A 21,937-nucleotide genomic window follows, 5' to 3' on the forward strand; every position below is an offset into this window, starting at 1 on the left:
TATTGTGCAGACCGAAGATGTGGGCAGTTTAAAAAAGATCAGCCAGTGCTTTTCACTATATAAGCGCCTATATTTGGCGACAATTCTCGGCAAAAACCCTTTTCACGGAGGCGCATCCCCTATGCGGACCAACACTCAGACCAAACGTGAGCTGGACAAGATCGACCGCAACATCCTGCGGATCCTGCAAGCGGACGGGCGTATCTCCTTCACCGAACTGGGGGAAAAGGTCGGACTCTCCACCACCCCCTGCACCGAGCGGGTACGACGTCTGGAGCGCGAAGGGATCATCATGGGCTACAACGCCCGGCTGAATCCGCAGCACCTGAAGGGTAGTCTGTTGGTGTTCGTCGAGATCAGTCTCGACTACAAATCCGGCGATACCTTCGAAGAGTTCCGACGTGCGGTGCTGAAACTGCCCCACGTCCTTGAATGCCATCTGGTGTCAGGGGACTTCGACTATCTGGTGAAAGCGCGGATTTCCGAGATGGCCTCGTACCGCAAACTGCTGGGCGACATCCTGCTCAAGTTGCCACATGTGCGCGAATCCAAGAGCTATATCGTGATGGAAGAAGTGAAAGAGAGCTTGAGCCTGCCGATTCCGGATTGAGGCTTTGTGGTGCATGTCCGGGCCCCATCGCGGGCAAGCCCGCTCCCACAGGTGTTGCGCCGATCTTGTGGGAGCGGGCTTGCCCGCGATGGCGGTCGACTCGGTGAGTCTGACTTACGCAACAGTCAGACCAACACCTGTCGGGTAGAAGCCATGTACTCATGAATCTGCTTCTCGACCCGCGGATGGATCAGTTCCACCGGTCGCCGCCCGTTGGGGCATGGCAACGTCTTGGTGGTGCCGAACAGCCTACAGATCAACGGTCGTTCGTCATACACCGTGCAGCCGTTGGGCCCAAGATGGACGCAATTGAGTTCGTCCATCGCCGCGTCCTGCTCGGCCCGGGTCTTGCGCGGCAGGCGGGACATTTCTTCGGGCGAGGTGGTCACCGGCCCACAGCAGTCATGGCAGCCGGGCACGCACTCGAAGGTGGGAATCTGCTGGCGCAGCGTGCGAATTTTCTGACTGTTGCAGCTCATCGAAGCGGTGACCGAATGCGAAATAGATGGGGATTCTGACGCAAAAGCCCCGACCCAGACAGCACCAACCGACCAATGTTGCCCGTATTCGAAGGGGCGGCTTATGCTCCGTCAACTTTTTCAAACACACGCAACAGGATGACGTCCATGAACGCCCCCGTTCAGCAACCTGCCCCTGACCACCGGCACGTCGCCTCTTATTACGCCGCCAGCAGCCTGCCGCAACCCGACCTTCCAACACTCACAGGTGAGCTGGTCGCGGACGTGTGTGTGGTGGGTGGCGGGTTCTCGGGGCTGAACACCGCGCTCGAACTGGCCGAACGAGGCTTGCGCGTGGTGCTGCTGGAAGCGCACAAGATCGGTTGGGGCGCCAGTGGACGCAATGGCGGGCAATTGATTCGCGGCGTCGGCCATGGCCTCGATCAGTTCGCCGATGTGATCGGTGCAGACGGCGTGCGTCAGATGAAACTGATGGGCCTGGAAGCAGTGGAAATCGTCCGACAGCGAATCGAGCGTTTTCAGATTGCTTGCGACCTGACCTGGGGCTATTGCGACCTCGCCAACAAAACCCGCGACCTGGAAGGCTTCGCCGAAGACGCCGAAGAGTTGCGCCACCTCGGTTACCGTTACGAAACCCGTTTGCTGCAAGCCAACGAAATACACAGCGTGGTGGGTTCCGATCGCTATGTCGGCGGTTTGATCGACATGGGCTCAGGGCATCTGCACCCACTGAACCTGGCACTGGGCGAAGCGGCAGCGGCTCGGCAATTGGGCGCGAAACTGTTCGAGCAATCGGCGGTGACCCGCATCGATTACGGTCCCGAGGTCAAGGTCCACACCGCTCAGGGCACGGTTCGCGCCAAGACCCTGGTGCTGGGCTGCAACGCCTACCTCAACGATCTCAACCCGCAACTTGGCGGCAAGGTGCTGCCCGCCGGCAGTTACATCATCGCCACCGAACCCTTGAGTGAAGAGCAGGCTCACGCGCTGCTGCCGCAAAACATGGCGGTCTGTGATCAACGGGTAGCGCTGGATTATTACCGACTCTCGGCGGACCGCCGCCTGCTGTTCGGCGGCGCCTGCCATTATTCAGGACGCGACCCGAAAGACATCGCCGCCTACATGCGCCCGAAGATGCTGGCGGTGTTCCCGCAACTGGCGGAGGTGAAGATCGACTATCAGTGGGGCGGGATGATCGGCATCGGCGCCAATCGCCTGCCGCAGATCGGCCGGCTCAAGGACCAACCGAATGTGTATTACGCCCAGGCCTATTCCGGTCATGGCGTAAATGCCACGCATTTGGCGGGCAAGTTGCTGGCTGAAGCCATCAGCGGGCAGCACAGCGGCGGGTTCGATCTGTTTGCCCAAGTGCCGCACATTACCTTTCCGGGGGGCAAACATTTGCGTTCGCCGTTGTTGGCGTTGGGGATGCTTTGGCATCGCTTAAAAGAACTGGCCTGAAAGATTTTTAGTGTCCGTGCCGGCGCTTTCGCGAGCAAGCCCGCTCCTGCATTTGACCGGGTTCATATCCAGCAACCTGGCATAATGTGGGAGCGGGCTTGCTCGCGAATCAATTCAAAGAGCGCTGCAATGTTCAGATCCGCCAGAACGGTTTAAGTCCCTCATTCCGCGCCTGCTCCAGACTCAACCCGACATCCTTGAGTTGCTCCGGCGTCAGCTCCAGCAGCGTCTTGCGCGTGTGCAGACGATGCCAGAACAGGCCCCAGCGACCCAGGCAGGACGGTGCGTTGCGCATGACCGCCTCACGCGTGCCGTTCTTTTGCCCTGCCGCCAGTTCCTGACTGTGTAACGTCAGCCGCACATCGCTCAAGCCGTTCATTTTCGTCGCTCCTGTTTACATGGGTAGCCAGAGCTTTCATGATGCGCGGACGGCCAAAAGCATTACAGATTCAACAGAGCTGTATTATTTCCATACAGATTTTCTGTTTCGGCCTCTGAATCGCTTATTTTTACCCCATCTGTATTGGTTAACCGAATCACCCACATCGAGACTGCACCATGACCCTTTACGTCAACCTCGCCGAGTTGCTCGGCACACGTATCGAACAGGGCTTCTATCGCCCCGGTGACCGGCTACCGTCGGTGAGGGCGCTGAGTGTTGAACACGGGGTCAGCCTGAGCACGGTGCAGCAGGCCTATCGCGTGCTGGAGGACGTGGGCCTGGCGATGCCCAAACCCAAATCCGGCTATTTCGTACCGGTGAGCCGCGAACTGCCAGAGCTCCCCGTGGTTGGCCGTCCAGCCCAACGACCGGTGGATATTTCACAGTGGGATCAGGTGCTGGAACTGATCCGCGCCGTGCCGCGCAAGGATGTCGTGCAATTGGGCCGCGGCATGCCGGATATCACCTCGCCGACCATGAAACCGCTGCTGCGCAATCTGGCGCAAATCAGCCGTCGGCAGGACATGCCCGGCCTGTATTACGACAATATCTACGGCACCCTGGAGCTGCGCGAGCAGATCGCTCGCCTGATGCTCGACTCCGGCTGCCAGTTGAGCGCCAACGATCTGGTGGTCACCACCGGTTGCCACGAAGCGCTGTCCACCAGCATCCGCGCCATCTGCGAGCCCGGCGACATCGTGGCGGTTGATTCACCAAGCTTTCACGGCGCCATGCAGACGCTCAAGGGGCTGGGCATGAAAGCCCTGGAAATTCCCACCGACCCGCTCACCGGCATCAGCCTCGAAGCGTTGGAGCTGGCGTTGGAGCAATGGCCGATCAAGGCCATACAGTTGACCCCCAACTGCAACAACCCACTGGGCTACATCATGCCCGAGTCACGCAAACGTGCGCTGTTGACGCTCGCGCAGCGTTTCGACGTGGCGATTATCGAGGACGATGTGTATGGCGAACTGGCCTACACCTACCCACGCCCGCGCACGATCAAATCCTTCGACGAAGACGGCCGCGTCCTGCTCTGCAGTTCCTTCTCCAAGACCCTGGCACCGGGCCTGCGCATTGGCTGGGTGGCACCGGGCCGTTATCTGGAACGGGTGCTGCACATGAAGTACATCAGCACCGGCTGCACCGCGCCGCAGCCACAGATCGCAATTGCCGAATTTCTCAAGGCCGGACACTTCGAACCACATTTGCGGCGGATGCGGATGCAATACCAGCGCAATCGCGACGTAATGATCGATTGGGTCACCCGTTATTTCCCCGCCGGTACCCGCGCCAGCCGTCCGCAAGGCAGCTTCATGCTGTGGGTCGAACTGCCGGAGGGCTTCGACACGCTGAAACTCAATCGTGCGCTGCATGATCAAGGCGTACAGATTGCCGTGGGCAGCATCTTTTCCGCCTCGGGCAAATACCGCAACTGCCTGCGGATGAACTACGCTGCCAAAACGACCCCGCAGATTGAAGAAGCAGTGCGCAAGGTCGGTGCGACAGCAATCAGACTGCTGGCTGAAACCGACTGACCTTTCTTCGGGATACGGCGTCCATATGCTATCCGCCACCATCCGGAATACGCTCCGTGAGAATCAGACAGCCCCTGCTTGCTCTTCTGTTACTCGCTTCGTTCCTTGGTAGCTGCACGACACTCAATGTCCCTCGGGAACCGAGCCAGGCCCTGCCCGCGACCGACTCTGCTTTCGGCCGTTCGATCCAGGCCCAGGCCACGCCCTACAAGGGCCAGTCGGGCTTCCGCTTGCTGTCCGATAGCACCGAAGCCTTCACTGCTCGCGCCGAGCTGATTCGAAGCGCCCAGAGCAGCCTCGATTTGCAGTACTACATCGTCCATGACGGCATCAGCACACGGATATTGATAAGCGAGTTGCTCAAGGCCGCCGACCGCGGCGTGCGGGTGCGAATTCTGCTCGACGACACCACCAGCGACGGCCTCGACCAGATCATCGCAACCCTTGCTGCGCATCCGCAGATTCAGATTCGCGTGTTCAACCCACTGCACCTGGGCCGCAGCACCGGCGTCACGCGAACCATGGGCCGGTTGTTCAACGTGTCACTGCAACACCGGCGCATGCACAACAAACTGTGGGTGGCGGACAACAGCGCGGCAATCGTTGGCGGACGTAACCTGGGGGACGAGTATTTCGATGCTGAACCCAAACTGAATTTCACCGACATCGACATGCTCAGCATTGGGCCGGTTGCAGAGCAATTGGGGCACAGCTTCGACCAGTACTGGAACAGCGCCCTGAGCAAGCCGATCGAGCAGTTTCTCTCAAGCAAGCCGAGCGCCAAAGACCTGAGAAATACCCGAACCCGACTGGACGAGTCCCTGGAAGAAACACGCAAACAGAATCACGCGCTCTATCTGCAGTTGATGACCTACACCACTCACCCGCGCCTGGACGCCTGGCGTCGGGAGCTGATCTGGGCCTGGAACCAGGCACTATGGGACGCTCCGAGCAAGGTGCTGTCCGACGGCGAACCTGATCCGCATTTGCTGCTGACCACCCAGTTGGCGCCTGAACTCAATGGGGTCAGCAAAGAGCTGATCATGATCTCGGCCTACATCGTGCCCGGTCAACCAGGGCTGGTGTACCTGACCGGTCGCGCCGATGCCGGGGTGTCGGTCAGTTTGCTGACAAACTCACTGGAGGCCACCGATGTACCCGCCGTGCACGGTGGGTACGCGCCTTATCGTAAAGCCTTGCTGGAACATGGCGTGCAATTGTTCGAGTTGCGCCGCCAGCCCGGAGACAACATCGGCAGCGGACCGAGCCTGTTTCACAGCGGATCATACAACCAAAGCTCCGATTCCAGTTTGCACAGCAAGGCCATGATCTTCGACCGACAAAAAGCCTTCATCGGCTCATTCAATTTCGACCCGCGCTCGGTGCTCTGGAACACCGAAGTCGGGGTACTGGTGGACAACCCGGAGCTTGCCGGGCGTGTGCGCGAACTGGCGCTGGAGGGTATGGCCCCGGCCCTCAGCTATCAGGCGCGACTGGAAAAGGGTCAGATAGTCTGGGTCACCGAAGACGACGGCAAGCAGCACACATTGACCAAGGAACCGGGGAGCTGGTGGCGGCATTTCAATTCGTGGTTCAGCAGTACGATTGGCCTGGAGAAAATGCTGTAGTCAGGAGTCTGGTGATAAATTGTGGCGAGGGAGCTTGCTCCCGCTCGGCTGCAGCAGTCGCAAATCGACGTCCACGCTCTACCTGAGTAAGCGACAGCACATGATTTAGGGCCGCTGCGCGCCCCAGCGGGAGCAAGCTCCCTCGCCACAGGTTTTGTGCAGCGCTCAGGCCGGCTCGGCAACCATTCCAAACGCTCCTTGCCGCGACACCAGAATCACCAACCCCAACGCGCCCGCCGCCATCAGCAATGGCAAGGCATGCCCGCTGATCCACTGGCTGCCGGCACCGGCCGCCAACGGCCCGATCAGGCAACCGATCCCCCACAGCTGCGCGATATGGGCATTGGCCCGCACCAGCGCATCGTCGCGATAACGCTCACCGATCAGGATCAGCGACAAGGTGAACAGACCGCCGGCGCTAGCGCCAAACAACACCCACAGCGGCCAGATCAGCAACGTATCGATCAGCAACGGAATTGCCAGGCTCGACAGCAGCAAAAGCACCGCACAGCCGGTAAACAATGTACGCCGCGACAAGCGATCAGCCAGCGCGCCAATCGGCAACTGCAACAAGGCATCCCCCACCACCACCGTGCTGACCATCGCCAGGGCGATTTCCGTGGTGAAGCCCTGACGCAGGCAGTAGACCGGCAACAAGGTCAGGATCATCGCTTCGAACGCAGCAAACAGCGACACCGCCCAGGCAATTGCCGGCAGGCCGCGGCAGAAATTCAGCAAGTCGTTAAGGGTCACGCTGCAAGCTTCGCTGGTGGGCGCTCCGCTGCGACCCAGCAGCAACAACGGTGACGTCATCAGCAAACCGACGCCCACCCAGAAACCATAATCGTGCTCGGTGCCCAACGCCCCCAACAGTAACGGCCCGGCCAGCTGACTCAGGGCATAACTGCTGCCATACAGCGCCACCAGCCGCCCGCGCCATTGCTCGACCACCAGTTGATTGATCCAGCTTTCGCCGAGGATGAAGACGAGGGTCAGGATCACCCCGATCATCAACCGCAGCACCAGCCAGATCGGGTAGCTTGGCCACAGTGCCAGCAAACCGATGGATACTGCCCCGGCCCACAGGCACAGGCGCATCAGATTCGCCGTGCCGAGACGGGCCGCGAGGTGGCTGGAGATCTTCGCCCCCAGCAGCACGCCAATGGCCGGCATCGCCGCCATCACGCCAATGGCGAACGAGCCGTAACCCCAGCCCTCCAGACGCAGCGATACCAACGGCATGCTGACGCCCAAGGCCAGGCCGACACTCAAGACAGACGCCAAGACGGCGAAATAAGTCGCCCAACGCATGTTCCACGCTCCTGTGGATTGTTATTTTTACTGGCCGCACAAAGTAAATGTGGGAGCGGGCTTGCTCGCGAAGAGGCCATCACATCCAACATCATCGTTGGCTGTTACGGCGCCTTCGCGAGCAAGCCCGCTCCCACAGGGGATCTGTGTCGCTCGGGAGCCCGATGTTCGATCGGGCTCCACACAGGCTTACAACTTGATCCAGGTCGCCTTCAGCTCGGTGTACTTGTCGAACGCGTGCAATGACTTGTCGCGACCGTTCCCGGACTGTTTGAAGCCACCGAACGGCGCGGTCATGTCGCCGCCATCGTACTGGTTGACCCAAACGCTACCCGCACGCAATGCCTTGGCGGTGAGGTGGGCCTTCGAGATGTCCGTGGTCCATACTGCCGCCGCGAGGCCGTAAGGGGTGTCGTTGGCAATCGCAACGGCTTCTTCGGCGGTATCGAAAGTGATCACCGACAACACCGGGCCAAAGATTTCTTCCTGGGCAATTTTCATCGCGTTGCTGACACCGTCAAAAATCGTCGGCTCGACGTAGGTGCCCCCGGTTTCCTGAAGAATACGCTTGCCGCCAGCCACCAGTTTGGCGCCATCGGAGTGACCGGATTCGATGTAGGACAGCACGGTGTTCATCTGCTGGGTATCCACCAGCGCACCGACGTTGGTCGCCGGGTCCAGCGGATTGCCTGGCTTCCAGGCCTTGAGGGCTTCGATTACCAGCGGCAGGAATTTGTCTTTGATCGAACGCTCGACCAACAGGCGCGAACCGGCGGTGCAGACTTCGCCCTGGTTGAAGGCAATGGCACTGGCAGCTGATTCGGCGGCAGCCTGCAGGTCCGGTGCATCGGCGAAAACGATATTCGGGCTCTTGCCACCAGCTTCGAGCCAGACACGCTTCATGTTCGATTCGCCGGAGTAGATCAGCAGTTGCTTGGCGATTTTGGTCGACCCGGTGAACACCAGGGTATCGACGTCCATGTGCAGGGCCAGGGCCTTGCCGACGGTGTGACCGTACCCCGGCAGCACGTTGAGCACACCTTTCGGAATACCGGCTTCAACCGCCAGCGCTGCAATACGAATAGCAGTCAGCGGCGATTTTTCCGAAGGCTTGAGGATCACCGAGTTACCGGTAGACAGCGCCGGGCCGAGTTTCCAGCAGGCCATCATCAACGGGAAGTTCCACGGCACGATCGCACCGACCACACCGACCGGCTCGCGAGTCACCAGCCCCAACTGATCGTGCGGGGTGGCGGCGACTTCGTCGTAGAGCTTGTCGATGGCCTCACCACTCCAGCTCAGGGCTTGCGCCGCGCCAGGAACGTCGATGTACAGGGAATCGCTGATCGGCTTGCCCATGTCCAGGGTTTCGAGCAGGGCCAGCTCTTCGGCGTGCTGTTTCAACAAGCCGGCAAAACGAATCATGGTGGCTTTGCGCTTGGTCGGCGCCAGGCGCGACCAGACGCCGGAATTGAAGGTGGCGCGGGCGTTTTCCACGGCACGCTGGGCGTCGGCGGCGTCACAGCTGGCAATCTTGCCCAGCAGACGGCCATCGACCGGGCTGATGCACTCGAAGGTCTCACCGGAGACGGCATCGGTGTATTCGCCATTGATGTAGGCGCGGCCTTCGATCTTCAGATCACGAGCCCGTTGTTCCCAGTCGGCACGAGTCAGGGTGGTCATACGAGTGTCCTCCTCTTATTGAATACGAGCACCCCGCGCTCTTCGCGGGTGCTGTCAGGAATTCTGCCCGGCCAGCCTGTTTTTCGGCTCAAGGCAACCGTTACCCTAAACCAGCGGCGGGTGAAGTTTCAATATATTTGACATAAGGCCGTTAAACGGCCTTGCGATGTTCATTTTAATAAACATAGACTTTCAATTTTCCAGCCAGTCGCGCCGTAATCACGGGGGAATACCAGCATGAGCATTCAGGATATCGTCGATTTCAGTCAGGCCACCACCCAGCCCGATCGCTATCGGCCAGACCCGGCAAAAGTCCTCAAGGGCGACCCCGAGCAGGTGGTGTACAACCATTACAACAGCCCGTGTGGCCAGATGAGTGCAGGTGTCTGGGAAGGCGAAGTCGGTCAGTGGCGGGTGAACTACACCGAACACGAATACTGCGAAATCGTTCAGGGGGTGTCAGTACTGCGCGATGACGATGGCGGCGCCAAGACCCTGCGCATGGGCGATCGCTTCGTGATTCCGGCCGGTTTCAAAGGCACCTGGGAAGTGCTGGAACCGTGCCGCAAGATTTATGTGGTGTTTGAACAGAAGGCCTGAAAATCTTTATCGTTTAAGCGCCCCACACTGGATCTGCGTCATTCACAGATCCAATGTGGGAGCGAAAGGGCCGGCCCAGGCAATGCAAAACGACAGGCAACAAAAAAGGCCCGTATCTCGCGATATGGGCCTTTTTCGTAAGAGGGAAAAATCAATTACTTGATTTTGCCTTCTTTGTAGATCACGTGCTTGCGAACAACCGGATCATATTTCTTGATCTCGATTTTGTCCGGAGTAGTGCGCTTGTTCTTGTCAGTAGTGTAGAAGTGACCAGTACCGGCGCTCGAAATCAAACGAATCAATTCACGCATGATTAGCTCCCTTAGATCTTGCCAGCTTTGCGGATTTCGGCCAGCACGACAGTGATGCCACGCTTGTCGATGATACGCATGCCTTTGGCAGATACGCGCAGACGCACGAAACGTTTCTCTTCTTCAACCCAGAAGCGGTGATGCTGCAGGTTCGGCAGGAAACGACGACGGGTTTTGTTGTTTGCGTGGGAAATGTTATTCCCAGTCACCGGACCCTTACCGGTAACTTGACAGACTCTCGACATGCCTCAGCCCTCTAAAACCACATGCCCAACCCGGCATGGGTTGGCCGCTTAATCTCTCAGTCATTTGGCGCCAGGCGCCGCGTTTCTTTAAGGGTCTTACCGGCTACACCTACAAGCGAAGGAACCGGGCCCCTAGAAAAGAGCGCTGCTTTATACCAGAAAGACCAGAGAGCAACAACAACCGGTGTGAATTGAGTTGATAAAAACCCGGCTTTTCGGGCGCCGAGTGCCTTGGACAAAGGCTGAGCCCGATAGCGACCGCTCGTCGCAGAAAATCGGCCAACAGGCCAATCCAGGGGTTTTATCAATCGTCACCCACCGAAAACAATCGCCCATACTCCCCTCAAAATGAAAAAGGGGATAGTCATTTTCAAAAGAGCCCACTAGGGTAGGCCTTTTCCAGACTGCACTTGCAGATGGGCCTTCATCTGTAAAGGAATCCAACCATGCGCCTCGCTGCCCTACCGCTGCTGCTCGCACCGCTTCTACTGAGCCCCCTGGCCCATGCAGCCGCCCTGAGCGTCTGCACCGAGGCCAGCCCGGAAGGGTTCGATGTGGTGCAATACAACTCGTTGACCACCACCAATGCCTCGGCCGATGTGCTGATGAACCGCCTGGTGGACTTCGATACCGTCAGCGGCAAGGTGGTCGCCAGCCTCGCGGACAGCTGGGAAGTTACGCCGGACGGCCTGACTTACGTTTTCAAATTGCACCCGCAGGTGAAATTTCACCACACCGAGTACTTCAGCCCGACGCGCGACCTGACCGCCGAAGACGTCAAGTTCAGCTTCGACCGCATGCTCGACCCGGCGAACCCGTGGCACAAAGTAGCCCAGAGTGGTTTCCCACACGCTCAATCGATGCAGTTACCGACGCTGATCAAGAAGATCGACGCACTAGACCCGCTGACCATTCGCTTCACCCTCGATCACCCGGACTCGACGTTCCTGCCGACCCTGAGCATGGGCTTCGCCTCGATCTATTCGGCCGAGTACGCCGACCAACTGATGAAGGCCGGCACTCCGGAGAAGCTCAATAGCCAGCCGATCGGCAGCGGCCCGTTCATCTTCACGCGCTTCCAGAAAGATGCGTCGATTCGCTACAAGGCCAACCGCGACTACTTCCAGGGCAAGCCATCGGTAGACCCGTTGATCTTCGCAATCACTCCGGATGCCAACGTGCGCCTGCAGAAATTGCGCCGCAACGAGTGCCAGATTGCCCTGTCGCCGAAACCGCTGGACGTACAGGCTGCGAAGCAGGAACCGACCCTGAAGGTGGAAAAGACTGACGCGTTCATGACCGCATTCGTCGGCATCAACAGCCAGCATCCGCCGCTGGACAAGCCGGAAGTGCGCCAGGCAATCAACCTGGCGTTCGACAAAACTAACTACCTCAAGGCCGTGTTCGAAGACACCGCCGAGCCTGCCAATGGGCCCTACCCGCCCAATACCTGGAGCTATGCCAAAAACCTGCCGGGCTACCCTCATGATGTCGAGAAAGCCCGGGCACTGATGGCCAAGGCCGGGCTCAAAAATGGCTTCCAGACCACCATCTGGACCCGCCCTTCCGGCAGCCTTCTGAATCCCAATCCAAGCCTCGGCGCACAATTGCTTCAGTCGGACCTGGCGGAAATCGGCATTCAGGCCGAGATCCGCGTGATCGAATGGGGCGAGCTGATTCGTCGCGCCAAGGCCGGCGAACATGACCTGCTGTTCATGGGCTGGGCCGGCGACAATGGTGACCCGGACAACTTCCTCACGCCGCAGTTTTCCTGCGCGGCGATCAAATCCGGCACCAACTTCGCCCGCTACTGCAACCAGGACCTGGACAAACTGATCAGCGCCGGCAAAACCACTGGCGAGCAAGGTGTGCGCACCAAGCTCTATGAACAGGCCCAGGCGCAGATCCAGCAACAGGCGTTGTGGCTGCCACTGGCTCACCCGACGGCCTTCGCCCTGACACGCAAAGACGTAGAGGGTTATCGGGTCAGCCCGTTTGGCCGGCAGGACTACTCGAAGGTTAACCTCAAGTAATCCGACCCGACAAAAAACCCTGTGGGAGCGGGCTTGCCCGCGATAGCGGACTTTCAGGCGACAACCATGTTGAATTTGCCGACGTCATCGCGGGCAAGCCCGCTCCCACAGGGACTTACTTAGCTCCGTATCCCTCGCTCACATCCACCCATACTCAGCCATCGACAACGGATCGCCATCACCGACAATGAAATGGTCGAGCACCCGCACATCGATCAGGTCCAGTGCCTCTTGCAGGCGCTTGGTCAGCATTCGATCGGCTTGACTGGGGTTGGAGTTACCCGACGGATGGTTGTGGCAGAGGATCAACGCTGCGGCGTTGTGGGCTAAAGCGCGTTTAACCACTTGCCTTGGATAGACACTGGTGCTGTCGATAGAGCCACGAAACAGCACCTCAAAGGTCAGCACTTGATGCTTGGAATCCAAAAAAAGACACCCGAACACCTCATGAGGCTCGTGGCGCAGCATCGACTTCAGGTAATCACGAACCGCCTGCGGATTTTCCAGCGCCGACTTCTGGCGTGCACGCTCGGCCAAATGCCGCCTGCCCATTTCCTGTGCCGCTTGCAACTGAGCGAATTTTGCTGGCCCGAGCCCCAATTGCCTGCTGAACGCAGCCTGATCGGCTTCGAGCAGTGAACGCAGGCTGCCAAACTGACTCAACAGATGTCGCGCCAGATCTACTGCACTTTTACCCGATACACCGGTACGTAAAAAAATCGCCAGCAACTCGGCGTCCGAAAGACTCGCCGAACCCAACTCAAGTAACCTCTCCCGCGGTCGCTCCGCCGCTGGCCAATCGCGAATGCTCATAACACCTCCATGTCTGTGGGCGCCGCTGTTCCGTAGCGGTCGCTGTGATATCGTAGCCCATCTTTTTTGCGGGCGATTTCACCCCTGGGGAGGGGGTATCGCCATGCAGTCATCAACGAAATGAAAGGCAGACCTATGCAGCGGCTGTATCGGAAACGCATCGTTCTGGGCGTCGGCGGCGGCATCGCTGCCTACAAGAGCGCCGAGCTGGTTCGCCGCCTGATCGACCAGGGCGCCGAAGTGCGCGTGGTCATGACCCGTGGCGGCAGTGAATTCATTACCCCGCTGACCATGCAGGCCCTGTCCGGGCATCCGGTCCATCTGGACCTGCTGGACCCGGCGGCCGAAGCCGCCATGGGCCACATCGAACTGGCCAAATGGGCCGACCTGGTATTGATCGCACCCGCCACCGCGGACCTGATCGCTCGCCTGGCCCAAGGCATTGCCGACGACCTGCTGACCACGCTGGTGCTGGCCACCGACGCGGTAGTCGCCGTGGCGCCGGCGATGAATCAGGCCATGTGGCGCGACCCGGCGACCCAGGCCAACCTGCAAACCCTCGAAAGCCGCGACTTCAAAGTCTTCGGCCCGGCCTCCGGTAGCCAGGCCTGCGGCGACGTCGGCATGGGCCGCATGCTCGAAGCCACCGACCTCGCCCAGTGCGCGGCAGACTGCTTCCAGCGTCAGGCGCTGACCGGTAAACACGTGCTGATCACCGCCGGCCCGACCCAGGAAAACATCGACCCGGTGCGCTACATCACCAACCACAGCTCCGGCAAAATGGGCTTTGCCCTGGCCGAAGCCGCGGTAGAAGCCGGCGCCCGCGTGACCCTGATCACCGGCCCCGTGCACCTGCCGACCCCGGATCGCGTCACGCGCATCGACGTAGTCAGTGCCCGGGACATGCTCGCCGCTTGTGAAGCCGCGATTCCTTGCGACCTGTTCATCGCCTCGGCAGCGGTCGCGGATTACCGTCCGGAAGTCGTGGCCCCACAGAAACTCAAGAAAGACCCTACAAGCGGCGACGGCTTGTTGCTACAAATGGTGCGCAACCCGGATATCCTGGCCACCATCGCCACCCGCCCCGACCGTCCGTTCAGTGTCGGCTTTGCCGCCGAAACCGAACACCTGCTCGACTACGCTGCCCGCAAGCTGAAAGACAAGAACCTCGATCTGATCGTCGCCAACGACGTCGCCAACCCGAGTATTGGCTTCAACAGCGAAGAAAACGCCTGCAGCGTGATCGACCGGGAATTGCACGCCACTATTTTTGCCCAGACCAGCAAAGGCAAGATTGCCCGCCAGCTGATCACTTTTATCGCCGAACGTCTGAACCAGGTTTAATTTACATGCACGCTTTGCAAGCCAAGATCCTCGACCCACGCATCGGTAGCGAATTTCCGCTGCCGCAGTACGCCACGCCCGGCTCCGCCGGCCTCGACCTGCGCGCCATGCTGGAAAAAGACACTGTCATCAAGCCGGGCGAGACTCTGCTGATCCCTACCGGCCTGTCGGTGTACATCGGCGATCCGGGCCTGGCGGCGTTGATTCTGCCGCGCTCGGGCCTGGGCCATAAGCACGGCATCGTGCTGGGCAACCTGGTCGGCCTGATCGACTCCGATTACCAGGGCCCGCTAATGGTGTCGTGCTGGAACCGTGGCCAGACCGATTTCAACATCGTCGTTGGCGAACGCCTGGCCCAATTGGTGCTGGTACCGGTGGTTCAAGCGCATTTTGAAATGGTCGAAGAGTTCGTCGAAACCCAGCGCGGCACCGGCGGGTTCGGCCACTCCGGCAGCCACTGATCATCGGCATTCAGGCTGGGAGCACTGCCTGGCCTGACCTGCCCTCTGCATTTTAAGGATGAAAATTGCACAGACGTCATCTGGAAGGTTTACCACTGGAAATCAAGGCATCGGCCGGCCAATTGCTCGCCGATGTTGATGGCATGGCCTTTTCACACCACGAACTCTCGGTGGAAAACACCGTCATACCCTTCAGTTTGAGCCTGCCGACGAGTTTTTCGCCGGCAGGTCCAGCCACTTTCAAGATGGAGCATTCCTACAGATGAGCACCCCAGCCCAAGTCGCACCCAAGTTCCCCGACAGCATCTTCCGCGCCTACGACATTCGTGGCACCGTCCCGGAATTCTTGAACGCTGAAACCGCTTATTGGCTCGGTCGTGCCATTGGCTCCCAGAGTCTGGCCCAGGGCGAACCCAATGTATCCGTCGGCCGCGACGGTCGCCTGTCCGGCCCGGAACTGGTGGAACAACTGATTCAGGGTCTGGCCGACAGCGGTTGCCACGTCAGCGACGTCGGCCTGGTGCCAACGCCAGCGCTGTACTACGCCGCCAACGTACTGGCCGGCAAATCCGGGGTGATGCTCACCGGCAGCCACAACCCGTCGAACTACAACGGCTTCAAGATCGTCATTGCCGGCGATACCCTGGCCAACGAACAGATTCAGGCTCTGCACGACCGCCTCAAGACCAACAACCTGAGCAGCGGCAAGGGCAGCATCACCAAGGTCGAGATCCTCGATCGCTACAACACCGAAATCGTCCAGGACATCAAACTCGCCCGCCGCCTGAAAGTGGTGGTCGATTGCGGTAACGGCGCGGCCGGCGTGATTGCCCCGCAACTGATCGAAGCCCTGAACTGCGAAGTCATCCCGCTGTTCTGCGATGTCGATGGCAACTTCCCGAACCATCACCCGGATCCGGGCAAGCTGGAAAACCTGGTAGACCTGATCGCCAAGGTCAAGGAAACCAACGCTGACCTGGGCCTGGCCTTCGACGGCGATGGCGACCGCGTAGGCGTGGTCACCAACACCGGCAGCGTTGTGTTCCCGGACCGCCTGCTGATGCTGTTCGCCAAAGATGTGGTAGCACGCAACCCCGACGCGGAAATCATCTTCGACGTCAAATGCACCCGCCGCCTGATCCCGCTGATCAAGGAATATGGCGGTCGTCCGCTGATGTGGAAAACAGGTCACTCGCTGATCAAAAAGAAAATGAAACAATCCGGCGCACTGTTGGCCGGCGAAATGAGCGGGCACATCTTCTTCAAGGAGCGCTGGTTCGGTTTCGACGACGGTATCTACAGCGCCGCACGCTTGCTGGAGATCCTCAGCAAGGAAAAATCCACCGCGGAAGAGTTGTTCGCGACCTTCCCGAACGATATTTCTACGCCTGAAATCAATATCCATGTGACCGAAGAGAGCAAATTCAGCATCATTGATGCACTGCACGACGCACAGTGGGGTGAAGGCGCCGACCTGACCACCATTGACGGCGTGCGAGTCGACTATGCCAAAGGCTGGGGCCTGGTTCGCGCCTCCAACACCACACCGGTGCTGGTGCTGCGCTTCGAGGCCGATGACGAGGCTGAATTGCAGCGCATCAAGGATGTATTCCACGTCCAGCTGAAGCGCGTTGCACCTGATCTCCAACTACCGTTTTGATCTATTGAAGCACCCGGAGCCCTGAATGACCCTCGAACGCGAAGCCGCCGCCAACACCGCCAAGGTCCTGTCCGAAGCGCTGCCTTACATTCGCCGCTATGTCGGCAAGACGCTGGTGATCAAATACGGCGGCAACGCGATGGAAAGCGAGGAGCTGAAAACCGGCTTCGCCCGTGACATCGTGCTGATGAAAGCCGTCGGCATCAACCCGGTGGTGGTTCACGGCGGCGGCCCGCAAATCGGCGACCTGCTCAAGCGACTCTCGATCGAGAGCCACTTTGTCGATGGCATGCGCGTCACCGACGCCGCGACCATGGACGTGGTGGAAATGGTCCTCGGCGGCCAGGTCAACAAGGACATCGTCAACCTGATCAACCGTCACGGCGGCAGCGCCATCGGCCTGACCGGTAAAGACGCCGAGCTGATTCGCGCGAAGAAGCTCACCGTCACCCGCCAGACCCCGGAGATGACCCAGCCGGAAATCATCGACATCGGCCACGTCGGCGAAGTGGTCGGCATCAACACCGACCTGCTGAACCTGCTGGTCAAAGGCGATTTCATTCCGGTGATCGCGCCGATCGGCGTCGGTGCCAACGGCGAGTCGTACAACATCAACGCCGATCTGGTGGCCGGTAAAGTGGCTGAGGCACTGAAAGCTGAAAAGCTGATGCTGCTAACCAACATCGCCGGCCTGATGGACAAGTCGGGCAAGGTGTTGACCGGCCTGAGCACCCAGCAAGTCGACGATCTGATCGCCGATGGCACCATCTACGGCGGCATGCTGCCGAAGATCCGTTGCGCGCTGGAAGCGGTACAGGGCGGCGTGGGTAGCTCGTTGATCATTGACGGTCGGGTGCCGAATGCAATTCTGCTGGAAATCTTCACCGACACCGGTGTGGGTACGTTGATCAGCAATCGCAAGCGTCCCTGATTCAAAACCTTAAAAAGATCGCAGCCTTCGGCAGCACCTACGGATTTCGGATGTACGAAAAACCTGTAGGAGCTGACGAAGTCTGCGATCTTTTTTATGCGCGCCGGAAATGCCTGACCTGATTGGGCGAAACGTCCGACATCACCAAGGAAGCCATCTGCATAGGATCTTCTCTGAATCCACAGGAGGTCTACCCATGCAAAAAGACTACGTCCCTTACGGCAGCGATGTTTCACCTGGCACCTACGCCTGCGTCGATTGCGGTCACGAATACTCGAATCAGGGCAAAACATCGATGCCACCCTGCCCACAACTCCGCAAAACCGCGCACACCCGTCATGGCTGGAGAATTCTTACCGGGCAGGGCGATGCTGTAGCTGATCCGTATCCGGAGAAAACCAATAAACCCACCGGGATCAAAAAAGCCGAGACATTCAGCACCAGTAAAGAATAATCCTGAGGAGACTGGGCCATACATAAACAAAAGACCCCGCTCAGCTTGCTGAGCGGGGTCTTTTGCTGCCTGCGATCCCTGTGGAAGCGTGGTTACACGCCGAACTGGGCGCGGTAGGCTTCAACCGCAGGCAAATGTTGCTTGAGCTGCGGATCGTCAGCCAGGAACTCCAGCACCTGGTTCAGCGAAACGATGCTGATCACCGGAATGCCGAAGTCACGTTCCACTTCCTGGATGGCCGACAACTCACCGTTGCCACGCTCCTGACGGTTCAGGGCGATCAGCACACCGGCAGCTTTGGCGCCGTCCTGGGAAGCGATGATCTGCATCACTTCGCGGATGGCGGTGCCAGCAGTGATCACGTCGTCGATGATCAGCACGTCACCGGTCAATGGCGCGCCGACCAGGCTGCCGCCTTCGCCATGGGCCTTGGCTTCCTTGCGGTTGAAGCACCATGGCAGGTCACGGTCGTGATGTTCGGCCAACGCCACGGCGGTAGTGGCCGCCAACGGGATGCCTTTGTAGGCCGGGCCGAACAGCACGTCGAAGGGAATACCGCTCTCGACGATGGCTGCCGCGTAGAAACGACCCAGCTGCGCCAGGGCTTTGCCTGAGTTGAACAGGCCGGCATTGAAGAAGTATGGACTGGTGCGCCCGGACTTCAGGGTGAACTCACCGAAGCGCAAAACGCCGCGATCGATGGCAAAACGAATGAAATCGCGTTGATACGCTTGCATGAAAAAAACCCCAAATACCACGGATTTAGCTAATTAGGTAGACGCCGTGTATCATACCCGCACGCGATTTTTGGGGCCACTTATGCGGATCATCAGTGTGAACGTCAATGGTATTCAGGCTGCAGTCGAGCGTGGTTTGCTCAGTTGGCTGCAAGCACAGAATGCCGACGTCATCTGCCTGCAGGACACCCGCGCCTCCGCCTTTGAACTGGACGATCCAGCCTTCCAACTGGATGGCTACTTCCTTTATGCCTGCGAAGCCGAAGTTCCCGCCCAAGGTGGCGTGGCTTTGTACTCGCGGTTGCAACCGAAGGCTGTCATCAGCGGTCTCGGCTTCGAGACGGCCGACCGCTACGGGCGCTACCTGCAAGCCGATTTCGACAAGGTCAGCATCGCGACCTTGCTGCTCCCTTCGGGGCAGAATGGCGATGAAGACTTGAACCAGAAGTTCAAGCTAATGGACGACTTCGCCCGTTATCTGGATAAACAGCGGCGCAAACGTCGCGAGTACATTTATTGTGGCTCGCTGTACGTGGCGCAACAGAAGCTGGATATCAAGAACTGGCGCGACAGCCAGCAATCCCCGGGCTTCCTGGCGCCTGAGCGTGCCTGGATGGACGAGATTGTGGGCAACATGGGTTATGTCGACGCCCTGCGGGAAGTCAGCCGCGAAGGTGACCAGTACAGCTGGTGGCCGGACAACGAGCAGGCGGAAATGCTCAACCTGGGCTGGCGTTTCGACTACCAGTTGCTGACTCCCGGCCTGCGCCGCTTCGTACGCAGCGCACGTCTGCCGCGTCAGCCACGGTTCTCGCAGCACGCACCGCTGATCGTGGACTACGACTGGACGCTGACCATCTAAGCGTCTTTTCGCAGATGCAAAAAAGCCGACATCGCTGTCGGCTTTTTTGTGCGCGCTGATTTTTACTGCCTGTTATTTGATCAACCGCCAGGTGAAGGGATAGCGGTAAGGCACCCCGTCATTAGCCTTGAGCCCGGCAATGATGCACAGCACCATCGCCCCGATCAGGACCAGCGGCAGCAGCGCAAAACCGATCAACACCAGCATCAGCACGTAACAGATGCCCGAGACCAGTGCCACGGTGATCTGAAAGTTCAGCGCTTCTTTGCCTTGGGCATCGATGAACGGGTCGGCTTCACGCTTCCACTGCCAGAGTATCAGCGGCCCGATCAGGTGACCGAACGGAAACCAGACACCGAGAAACGCCGAGAGGTGACAAAACATCGCCCACTGGCGAGCCTCGGAGCTCGGGGTGGGAAGTAACTGCTGTTCATCACTCATGGCGCTCTCCTTTGCCGGGCATCAAAACAATCAGTCAGCCAATGCAGCCTTCTGCAGTTCGAAAATCTCGATCATGCCTTTCTTCGCCAGTGCCAGCATCGCGTTCAGCTCTTCCGGCTGGAACGGCGCGCCTTCGGCAGTACCCTGGACTTCGATGAAACCACCAGTGCTGGTCATCACCACGTTGAGGTCAGTCTCGGCAGCCGAGTCTTCCAGGTAGTCGAGGTCAAGCACAGGCTCGCCCTGATACATGCCCACCGAAACGGCAGCGATCATTTGCTTGAGCGGGTCGCCACCTTTGAGGCCGCCACGCTTCTTGATCACTTTCAAGGCATCGACCAGTGCAACCATGGCACCGGTGATGGAGGCGGTGCGGGTGCCGCCGTCAGCCTGGATCACGTCGCAGTCGACGTACAGGGTGACGTCGCCCAGCTTGGACATGTCCAGCGCAGCGCGCAGGGAACGACCGATCAAACGCTGGATTTCCAGAGTGCGGCCACCCTGCTTGCCGCGGCTCGCTTCACGCTGATTACGTTCGCCGGTGGCGCGCGGCAGCATGCCGTATTCAGCGGTCAACCAGCCCTGGCCCTGACCTTTCAGGAAACGCGGCACGCCGTTCTCGACGCTGACGGTGCAAATGACCTTGGTATCACCGAACTCGACCAGTACAGATCCCTCGGCGTGTTTGGTGTAGTTGCGGGTAATGCGGATCGAGCGGAGCTGATCGGCAGCGCGACCACTTGGACGTTTCATAGGGATTACCTGTACGGGGGACGGAAAACTGCCGAGCATTATAGAGCCGTGGGGCGCGAGTGGGCACTTCTAAAAAAATCGCCCGACGATCGAAGCCCCTGAATAGAGCGTAGCCGACGGCCTGCAGCTCATTGTCACAGCGTGTGATTGGGCGCACCCGCCCCACTGCGCTACAATCCTGCGCCTTTGCTGCCTGTCGGCTTTAATTCACAGATAGCGGGTCCGCGAACCATGGGTTACGCGCCGACCTGCATTGCGAGGTACCTCCATGGTGCACAGCATGACCGCCTTCGCCCGCGTCGAGAAAGCCGGCGTCCAGGGCACCCTGAGTTGGGAGCTGCGCTCGGTCAACAGCCGCTACCTGGAACCCCACCTGCGTCTGCCGGAATCTTTCCGCGACCTCGAGGGCGCGGTCCGCGAAGCCCTGCGCCAGGAATTGTCCCGGGGCAAACTCGAATGCACCTTGCGTTTCACCGAAGAAAGCACTGGTAAACCGCTGCAAGTGGACCGCGAGCGCGCCGCGCAACTGGTCGCCGCTGCCGAGATCGTCGCCAGCCTGATCAAGAACCCCGCCGCATTGAACCCGCTGGAAGTCCTGGCCTGGCCCGGCGTGCTGGTGGCCGATGCCGCCGACCCGCAAGCGCTGAATGCCGAAGCCATGGCGCTGTTCAACCAGGGCCTGAAAGAACTCAAGGCCGGTCGCGAGCGCGAAGGCGCGGAGCTGGCGCGGTTGATCAACGAGCGCCTGACGTCCATTGAAAAAGATGTGGTGATCCTGCGTGAACTGGTCCCGCAGATGCTCGCCACCCAGCGTCAGAAAGTCCTCGACCGCTTCATCGACATGAAAGCCGACCTCGACCCACAGCGCCTGGAGCAGGAAATGGTCATGCTCGCGCAAAAGAGCGACGTCGCCGAAGAACTGGATCGCCTGAGCACTCACATCATCGAAGTTCGCCGGGTGCTCAAATCCGGCGGCGCTGCCGGTCGGCGCCTGGACTTCCTGATGCAGGAGCTCAACCGCGAAGCCAACACACTGGGCTCCAAAGCCTTCGACCCGCGCAGCACCCAAGCGGCGGTCAACCTCAAAGTGTTGATCGAGCAGATGCGCGAACAAGTGCAGAATATTGAGTAAGGCAAACC

At 59.4% G+C, this 21,937-nt stretch carries 23 protein-coding genes and 1 pseudogene; 14 read left to right on the top strand and 10 right to left on the bottom strand.

The features are described 5' to 3' along the window. Positions 1-121: 121 nt before the first annotated feature. Positions 122-610 (top strand): Lrp/AsnC ligand binding domain-containing protein, encoded by a 489-nt coding sequence (locus AC30D7_RS00830; protein WP_003177284.1) that lies wholly within the window; start codon positions 122-124, stop codon positions 608-610. Positions 611-735: 125 nt separating this feature from the next. Here the strand turns inward: AC30D7_RS00830 and AC30D7_RS00835 are convergent, their stop codons facing one another. Next, positions 736-1,089 (bottom strand): YkgJ family cysteine cluster protein, encoded by a 354-nt coding sequence (locus tag AC30D7_RS00835; protein WP_007934627.1) that lies wholly within the window; start codon positions 1,087-1,089, stop codon positions 736-738. A gap of 147 nt (positions 1,090-1,236) precedes the next feature. On the opposite strand from AC30D7_RS00835, the gene AC30D7_RS00840 reads away from it, so the two are divergent. Beyond that, positions 1,237-2,550, top strand: a complete 1,314-nt coding sequence (locus tag AC30D7_RS00840) for an NAD(P)/FAD-dependent oxidoreductase (protein ID WP_490132679.1) — start codon at positions 1,237-1,239, stop codon at positions 2,548-2,550. Between the two features lie 133 nt (positions 2,551-2,683). Here the strand turns inward: AC30D7_RS00840 and AC30D7_RS00845 are convergent, their stop codons facing one another. Further along, positions 2,684-2,929 carry a DUF1127 domain-containing protein gene (locus AC30D7_RS00845; protein ID WP_490132680.1) on the bottom strand — a complete coding sequence of 82 codons (246 nt, stop codon included), beginning with the start codon at positions 2,927-2,929 and terminating at the stop codon, positions 2,684-2,686. Positions 2,930-3,108: 179 nt separating this feature from the next. Here AC30D7_RS00845 and AC30D7_RS00850 point away from each other — a divergent pair, with 179 nt between their 5' ends. Both AC30D7_RS00850 and AC30D7_RS00855 read left to right on the top strand, forming a co-directional pair. Further along, positions 3,109-4,530, top strand: coding sequence for an aminotransferase-like domain-containing protein (locus AC30D7_RS00850; protein ID WP_490132681.1), 1,422 nt, complete (start codon positions 3,109-3,111; stop codon positions 4,528-4,530). Positions 4,531-4,586: 56 nt separating this feature from the next. After that, the gene (locus AC30D7_RS00855) at positions 4,587-6,158 is read left to right on the top strand and encodes a phospholipase D family protein (RefSeq protein WP_490132682.1); all 1,572 of its coding nucleotides are present in this window, start codon (positions 4,587-4,589) and stop codon (positions 6,156-6,158) included. Positions 6,159-6,323: 165 nt separating this feature from the next. On the opposite strand, the gene AC30D7_RS00860 is transcribed toward AC30D7_RS00855, so the two are convergent. Further along, positions 6,324-7,469, bottom strand: coding sequence for an MFS transporter (locus AC30D7_RS00860; protein ID WP_490132683.1), 1,146 nt, complete (start codon positions 7,467-7,469; stop codon positions 6,324-6,326). Between the two features lie 189 nt (positions 7,470-7,658). After that, complete coding sequence (locus AC30D7_RS00865; protein ID WP_490132684.1) at positions 7,659-9,152, bottom strand: aldehyde dehydrogenase; 1,494 nt, start codon at positions 9,150-9,152, stop codon at positions 7,659-7,661. A 237-nt stretch (positions 9,153-9,389) separates the two neighbouring features. Between AC30D7_RS00865 and AC30D7_RS00870 the strand changes: the two genes are divergently transcribed. Next, the gene (locus AC30D7_RS00870; protein ID WP_490132685.1) at positions 9,390-9,752 is read left to right on the top strand and encodes a cupin domain-containing protein; all 363 of its coding nucleotides are present in this window, start codon (positions 9,390-9,392) and stop codon (positions 9,750-9,752) included. A 155-nt stretch (positions 9,753-9,907) separates the two neighbouring features. Here AC30D7_RS00870 and rpmG read toward each other — a convergent pair whose 3' ends face one another. Next, entirely contained in the window at positions 9,908-10,063 is a 156-nt protein-coding gene (rpmG, locus tag AC30D7_RS00875; RefSeq protein WP_003177274.1) for a 50S ribosomal protein L33, read from the bottom strand. Between the two features lie 11 nt (positions 10,064-10,074). Continuing rightward, the gene (gene rpmB, locus AC30D7_RS00880; protein WP_007894701.1) at positions 10,075-10,308 is read right to left on the bottom strand and encodes a 50S ribosomal protein L28; all 234 of its coding nucleotides are present in this window, start codon (positions 10,306-10,308) and stop codon (positions 10,075-10,077) included. Positions 10,309-10,754: 446 nt separating this feature from the next. On the opposite strand from rpmB, the gene AC30D7_RS00885 reads away from it, so the two are divergent. After that, positions 10,755-12,341, top strand: coding sequence for an ABC transporter substrate-binding protein (locus AC30D7_RS00885; RefSeq protein ID WP_490132686.1), 1,587 nt, complete (start codon positions 10,755-10,757; stop codon positions 12,339-12,341). 138 nt (positions 12,342-12,479) lie between these two features. Here the strand turns inward: AC30D7_RS00885 and radC are convergent, their stop codons facing one another. Further along, positions 12,480-13,154, bottom strand: a complete 675-nt coding sequence (gene radC, locus AC30D7_RS00890) for a RadC family protein (protein WP_019580470.1) — start codon at positions 13,152-13,154, stop codon at positions 12,480-12,482. 135 nt (positions 13,155-13,289) lie between these two features. Here radC and coaBC point away from each other — a divergent pair, with 135 nt between their 5' ends. The 6 genes and pseudogenes from coaBC (at position 13,290) to AC30D7_RS00920 (ending at position 18,004) form a co-directional block, all read left to right on the top strand. Then, positions 13,290-14,498 carry a bifunctional phosphopantothenoylcysteine decarboxylase/phosphopantothenate--cysteine ligase CoaBC gene (gene coaBC, locus AC30D7_RS00895; RefSeq protein WP_019650096.1) on the top strand — a complete coding sequence of 403 codons (1,209 nt, stop codon included), beginning with the start codon at positions 13,290-13,292 and terminating at the stop codon, positions 14,496-14,498. A gap of 5 nt (positions 14,499-14,503) precedes the next feature. Next, positions 14,504-14,959: a dUTP diphosphatase gene (gene dut / locus AC30D7_RS00900; protein WP_105342285.1), complete on the top strand. Its 456-nt coding sequence runs from the start codon at positions 14,504-14,506 to the stop codon at positions 14,957-14,959. Between the two features lie 65 nt (positions 14,960-15,024). After that, on the top strand, positions 15,025-15,225 hold the full coding sequence (locus AC30D7_RS00905) for a hypothetical protein (RefSeq protein WP_490132687.1): 201 nt from the start codon (positions 15,025-15,027) through the stop codon (positions 15,223-15,225). 17 nt (positions 15,226-15,242) lie between these two features. Further along, positions 15,243-16,619: pseudogene (locus tag AC30D7_RS00910) on the top strand (phosphomannomutase/phosphoglucomutase); the annotation flags it as partial. 25 nt (positions 16,620-16,644) lie between these two features. Then, positions 16,645-17,550 (top strand): acetylglutamate kinase, encoded by a 906-nt coding sequence (argB, locus tag AC30D7_RS00915; protein ID WP_018927486.1) that lies wholly within the window; start codon positions 16,645-16,647, stop codon positions 17,548-17,550. 196 nt (positions 17,551-17,746) lie between these two features. Continuing rightward, on the top strand, positions 17,747-18,004 hold the full coding sequence (locus AC30D7_RS00920; protein WP_490132688.1) for a hypothetical protein: 258 nt from the start codon (positions 17,747-17,749) through the stop codon (positions 18,002-18,004). Positions 18,005-18,096: 92 nt separating this feature from the next. Here AC30D7_RS00920 and pyrE read toward each other — a convergent pair whose 3' ends face one another. After that, the gene (gene pyrE / locus AC30D7_RS00925) at positions 18,097-18,741 is read right to left on the bottom strand and encodes an orotate phosphoribosyltransferase (protein WP_490132689.1); all 645 of its coding nucleotides are present in this window, start codon (positions 18,739-18,741) and stop codon (positions 18,097-18,099) included. An 82-nt stretch (positions 18,742-18,823) separates the two neighbouring features. Here pyrE and crc point away from each other — a divergent pair, with 82 nt between their 5' ends. After that, on the top strand, positions 18,824-19,603 hold the full coding sequence (gene crc, locus AC30D7_RS00930; protein ID WP_007934608.1) for a catabolite repression control protein Crc: 780 nt from the start codon (positions 18,824-18,826) through the stop codon (positions 19,601-19,603). A gap of 72 nt (positions 19,604-19,675) precedes the next feature. On the opposite strand, the gene AC30D7_RS00935 is transcribed toward crc, so the two are convergent. Both AC30D7_RS00935 and rph read right to left on the bottom strand, forming a co-directional pair. Next, positions 19,676-20,044: a DUF4870 domain-containing protein gene (locus tag AC30D7_RS00935; RefSeq protein ID WP_018927483.1), complete on the bottom strand. Its 369-nt coding sequence runs from the start codon at positions 20,042-20,044 to the stop codon at positions 19,676-19,678. A gap of 30 nt (positions 20,045-20,074) precedes the next feature. Further along, positions 20,075-20,797, bottom strand: coding sequence for a ribonuclease PH (gene rph / locus AC30D7_RS00940; RefSeq protein WP_007934600.1), 723 nt, complete (start codon positions 20,795-20,797; stop codon positions 20,075-20,077). A 268-nt stretch (positions 20,798-21,065) separates the two neighbouring features. On the opposite strand from rph, the gene AC30D7_RS00945 reads away from it, so the two are divergent. Then, positions 21,066-21,929 (top strand): YicC/YloC family endoribonuclease, encoded by an 864-nt coding sequence (locus AC30D7_RS00945; RefSeq protein ID WP_490132690.1) that lies wholly within the window; start codon positions 21,066-21,068, stop codon positions 21,927-21,929. Positions 21,930-21,937 lie beyond the last annotated feature (8 nt).

The organism is Pseudomonas sp. DF5, assembly GCF_058148225.1.

What these genes read in the sequence shown, in the direction of transcription:
- AC30D7_RS00830 (WP_003177284.1), top strand. Translation starts at nt 122, where the DNA reads ATGCGGACCAACACTCAGACCAAACGTGAGCTGGACAAGATCGACCGC.
- AC30D7_RS00835 (WP_007934627.1), bottom strand. Translation starts at nt 1,089, where the DNA reads ATGAGCTGCAACAGTCAGAAAATTCGCACGCTGCGCCAGCAGATTCCC.
- AC30D7_RS00840 (WP_490132679.1), top strand. Translation starts at nt 1,237, where the DNA reads ATGAACGCCCCCGTTCAGCAACCTGCCCCTGACCACCGGCACGTCGCC.
- AC30D7_RS00845 (WP_490132680.1), bottom strand. Translation starts at nt 2,929, where the DNA reads ATGAACGGCTTGAGCGATGTGCGGCTGACGTTACACAGTCAGGAACTG.
- AC30D7_RS00850 (WP_490132681.1), top strand. Translation starts at nt 3,109, where the DNA reads ATGACCCTTTACGTCAACCTCGCCGAGTTGCTCGGCACACGTATCGAA.
- AC30D7_RS00860 (WP_490132683.1), bottom strand. Translation starts at nt 7,469, where the DNA reads ATGCGTTGGGCGACTTATTTCGCCGTCTTGGCGTCTGTCTTGAGTGTC.
- AC30D7_RS00865 (WP_490132684.1), bottom strand. Translation starts at nt 9,152, where the DNA reads ATGACCACCCTGACTCGTGCCGACTGGGAACAACGGGCTCGTGATCTG.
- AC30D7_RS00870 (WP_490132685.1), top strand. Translation starts at nt 9,390, where the DNA reads ATGAGCATTCAGGATATCGTCGATTTCAGTCAGGCCACCACCCAGCCC.
- rpmG (WP_003177274.1), bottom strand. Translation starts at nt 10,063, where the DNA reads ATGCGTGAATTGATTCGTTTGATTTCGAGCGCCGGTACTGGTCACTTC.
- rpmB (WP_007894701.1), bottom strand. Translation starts at nt 10,308, where the DNA reads ATGTCGAGAGTCTGTCAAGTTACCGGTAAGGGTCCGGTGACTGGGAAT.
- AC30D7_RS00885 (WP_490132686.1), top strand. Translation starts at nt 10,755, where the DNA reads ATGCGCCTCGCTGCCCTACCGCTGCTGCTCGCACCGCTTCTACTGAGC.
- radC (WP_019580470.1), bottom strand. Translation starts at nt 13,154, where the DNA reads ATGAGCATTCGCGATTGGCCAGCGGCGGAGCGACCGCGGGAGAGGTTA.
- coaBC (WP_019650096.1), top strand. Translation starts at nt 13,290, where the DNA reads ATGCAGCGGCTGTATCGGAAACGCATCGTTCTGGGCGTCGGCGGCGGC.
- dut (WP_105342285.1), top strand. Translation starts at nt 14,504, where the DNA reads ATGCACGCTTTGCAAGCCAAGATCCTCGACCCACGCATCGGTAGCGAA.
- argB (WP_018927486.1), top strand. Translation starts at nt 16,645, where the DNA reads ATGACCCTCGAACGCGAAGCCGCCGCCAACACCGCCAAGGTCCTGTCC.
- AC30D7_RS00920 (WP_490132688.1), top strand. Translation starts at nt 17,747, where the DNA reads ATGCAAAAAGACTACGTCCCTTACGGCAGCGATGTTTCACCTGGCACC.
- pyrE (WP_490132689.1), bottom strand. Translation starts at nt 18,741, where the DNA reads ATGCAAGCGTATCAACGCGATTTCATTCGTTTTGCCATCGATCGCGGC.
- crc (WP_007934608.1), top strand. Translation starts at nt 18,824, where the DNA reads ATGCGGATCATCAGTGTGAACGTCAATGGTATTCAGGCTGCAGTCGAG.
- AC30D7_RS00935 (WP_018927483.1), bottom strand. Translation starts at nt 20,044, where the DNA reads ATGAGTGATGAACAGCAGTTACTTCCCACCCCGAGCTCCGAGGCTCGC.
- rph (WP_007934600.1), bottom strand. Translation starts at nt 20,797, where the DNA reads ATGAAACGTCCAAGTGGTCGCGCTGCCGATCAGCTCCGCTCGATCCGC.
- AC30D7_RS00945 (WP_490132690.1), top strand. Translation starts at nt 21,066, where the DNA reads ATGGTGCACAGCATGACCGCCTTCGCCCGCGTCGAGAAAGCCGGCGTC.